The sequence below is a fragment of the Arenimonas sp. genome (assembly GCF_019459675.1).
Lineage (GTDB): Bacteria > Pseudomonadota > Gammaproteobacteria > Xanthomonadales > Xanthomonadaceae > Arenimonas.
Map to the genome: position 1 here is coordinate 1 of NZ_JAIBFH010000356.1, position 2935 is coordinate 2935.

Annotated in this window: 1 protein-coding gene and 1 pseudogene; one reads left to right on the forward strand and one right to left on the reverse strand. The window is 72.0% G+C overall.

Features of this window, described 5'->3' with window-relative positions; translation table 11 throughout:
* Positions 1 to 2394: ATP-dependent helicase HrpB (hrpB, locus tag K0M70_RS11865; RefSeq protein ID WP_290782184.1), on the forward strand; the 2394-nt coding region annotated here is incomplete at its 5' end.
* Positions 2395 to 2747: 353 nt separating this feature from the next.
* On the opposite strand, the pseudogene K0M70_RS16060 reads toward hrpB, so the two are convergent.
* Positions 2748 to 2935, reverse strand: a pseudogene (locus tag K0M70_RS16060) (hypothetical protein); the annotation flags it as partial.

Consider the following 2935-nt stretch of genomic DNA (forward strand, 5'->3'; position numbering starts at 1 on the left):
TCGGCGCCGGGGCGGGCCGGCGGCCGGATCCTGGGGCTGGAGCCGCGTCGCGTCGCGGCCCGCGCCGCCGCCGGCTTCATGGCCGCACAGCTGGGCGAAGCGCCGGGCGAAACGGTCGGCTACCGCATCCGCTTCGAGTCGAAGGTGTCGGCGCGCACGCGGGTGGAAGTGGTGACCGAGGGCATCCTGACCCGCCTGATCCAGGACGACCCGACCCTGGAGGGCGTGGCGGCGATCGTGTTCGATGAATTCCACGAACGCCATCTCGCCGGCGACCTGGGGCTGGCGCTGGCGCTGGACGTGCAGTCGCAGCTGCGCGACGACCTGCGGCTGGTGGTGATGTCGGCCACCCTGGACGGCGAGAAGCTGGCGCGCTGGCTCGATGCGCCGCGGCTTACCAGCGCCGGGCGCAGCTTCCCGGTGACGCTGGCGCACTACCCGGCGCGCCGCGACGAACCGCTGACCGCACAGCTGCGGCGGTGCGTGGACGAGGCGTTGGCGCTTCATCCCGGCGACCTGCTGGTGTTCCTGCCCGGGCAGCGCGAGATCGGCGACGCCATCAAGGCGCTGGCGCATCTGGGCGATGAAGATGCGGCGGGCGCGACCCAACGCGGTGCGCCCGGCGCGGCGGTGCAGCTGCTGCCCCTGCACGGCGAGCTCAGCGTCGATGCCCAGGCCGCCGCCCTGTCGCCCGACCCGCTGGGCCGGCGCCGCATCGTCCTGGCCACCAACGTGGCGGAAAGCTCGGTCACCCTGCCCGGGGTGCGCGTGGTGATAGACGCGGGCCAGGCGCGCGAGCCGCGCTATGACCCGAACTCGGGCTTTTCCCGGCTGGAAACGGTGGCCATTTCACAGGCCTCGGCCGACCAGCGCGCCGGTCGCGCCGGCCGCGTCGCCGAGGGCTGGTGCTATCGCCTGTGGCCGGCTTCGCAGCGGCTCGAGCCGATGCGCACGCCGGAGATCGCCCAGGTCGAACTGGCCGGCCTGGCCCTCGAGCTGGCCGCCTGGGGTGAATCCTCGCTGCGCTTCGTGGACGCCCCGCCCGCCGGCGCGCTGGGCGCGGCGCGCGAGCTGCTGCTGCGTCTGGGCGCGGTGGATGCGGACGCCCGCATCACGGCCTTCGGCCGGACACTGCTGGCGTTGGGCACGCATCCGCGGCTGGCGGCCATGCTCAAGGCGCCGCGTGACCCGTCCGAGCGTGCGCTGGCCTGCGACCTGGCGGCCCTGGTGGAAGCGCGCGACCCCTTGCGCGGCCGCCGGGATGACATCGCCAGCCGCTGGCAGGCGCTGGCGGCCCTGCGCCACGGCCGCGTGCCGCCGGACGCGAATCGCGGCGCACTCGCGGCGATCGACGCCGCCGCCCGGCAGTGGCGCCGCCGCCTGCGCTGCGATGCGCTGCCGCCGCGCGACGCGCCTGCGCACCTGCTGGGCGATCTGCTGGCGCATGCCTTCCCCGAACGCATCGCCCGCCAGCATCCCACCGAGCCGCGCCGCTACCAGCTGGCCAACGGGCGCATGGCGCGGATCTTCGACGACAGCGCGCTTTACGGCGAACCCTGGATCGTCGCCAGCGAACTGCGCTTCGAAACCAAGGACTCCCTGGTGATGCGCGCCGCGCCGGTGGACGAGGCGCGGCTGCAGCGCGACTTCCCCTCGCGCTTCTTCGAGGGCGACATCGTGCGCTGGGACCCGGCGGCGCGCGCCCTGGTGGCGCGCCGCGAGCGGGGTTTCGACAAGATCACGCTGGAGAGCAAACCCGCCGGTCGCCCCGACCCCAAGCTGGCCGCGCAGGCCCTGAGCGATGCGGTCGGCGAACTGGGGCTGGATGCCTTGCCCTGGACCGAAGGCCTGCGCCAGTGGCTCGAGCGCGTGCGCTGCGTGCGTGACTGGCTGCCCGAGCTGGGCCTGCCCGACCTGTCCGACGAGGCGCTGCTGGCCAGCCGTGACGCCTGGCTCAAGCCGGCCTTCACCGGCAAGACCCGACTCGATGCCCTGGATGAGCAGGCCCTGGGCGAAGCCCTGAAATCAGGCCTGGACTGGTCGCTGCGCCAGCAGGTGGACGCCCTGGCGCCGCGCCGCATCACCGTGCCCTCGGGCATGGAGCGCGGCATCGAGTACGCGCAGGGAGCCGCCCCGGTGCTGGCGGTGAAGCTGCAGGAGCTGTTCGGCCTGGCCGATACGCCGCGGATTGCCGACGGCCGGGTGCCGCTGACCCTGCACCTGCTTTCGCCGGGCGGAAAACCGCTGCAGGTGACCCAGGACCTTCGCAGTTTCTGGCGCAACACCTACCCCGAAGTGCGCAAGGAAATGAAGGGCCGCTACCCGCGCCACCCCTGGCCGGACGATCCCTGGACCGCCGCCGCCACCCATCGCGCCAAGCCGCGGGGCACCTGAGGCCGGACTGCGATGTGACCGCCGTTCATCTGTTTGGGGTTAGGCTGTAAAGGCAGCAGGCAACCCCAAAATTTATCAATCCCTCCGGAGTCCATCATGAGCAAGACGAGCAAGATCGTATCGACCGCGCTGGCCACGTTGAACGACGGCACCGCGATGGCCAAAAAGGCCTGGAAGAATTCCGACCTCACCAGCAAGGCCAGCGCCCTGGTCGGCGCCGGCGCCGGCCTGGCCGCCGCGAAGAAAGGCGGAGCCGCCGCCATCAAGGCCGTGCGCAAGCATCCGGTTGGCACCGCCGTCACCGCTGCCGCCCTGGCGGCCGTGGGCGCCGCGGTTTATGCCGTGAACAAGCGCAAGAAAGCCGCGGCCAAGCCCGCTGCGAAAAAAGCCGCGTCCAAGCAGGTCGCTGCGAAGAAGACCACGGCCAAGCCGGCCGCCAAGAAAGCCCCCGCCAAGAAGGCCCCGGCAAAGAAAGCCCCCGCCAAGAAGGCGTAAAGCCGAAGCCAAAACGGGGTCAGGTTAAGTTCTTCCTCTGGAAGAA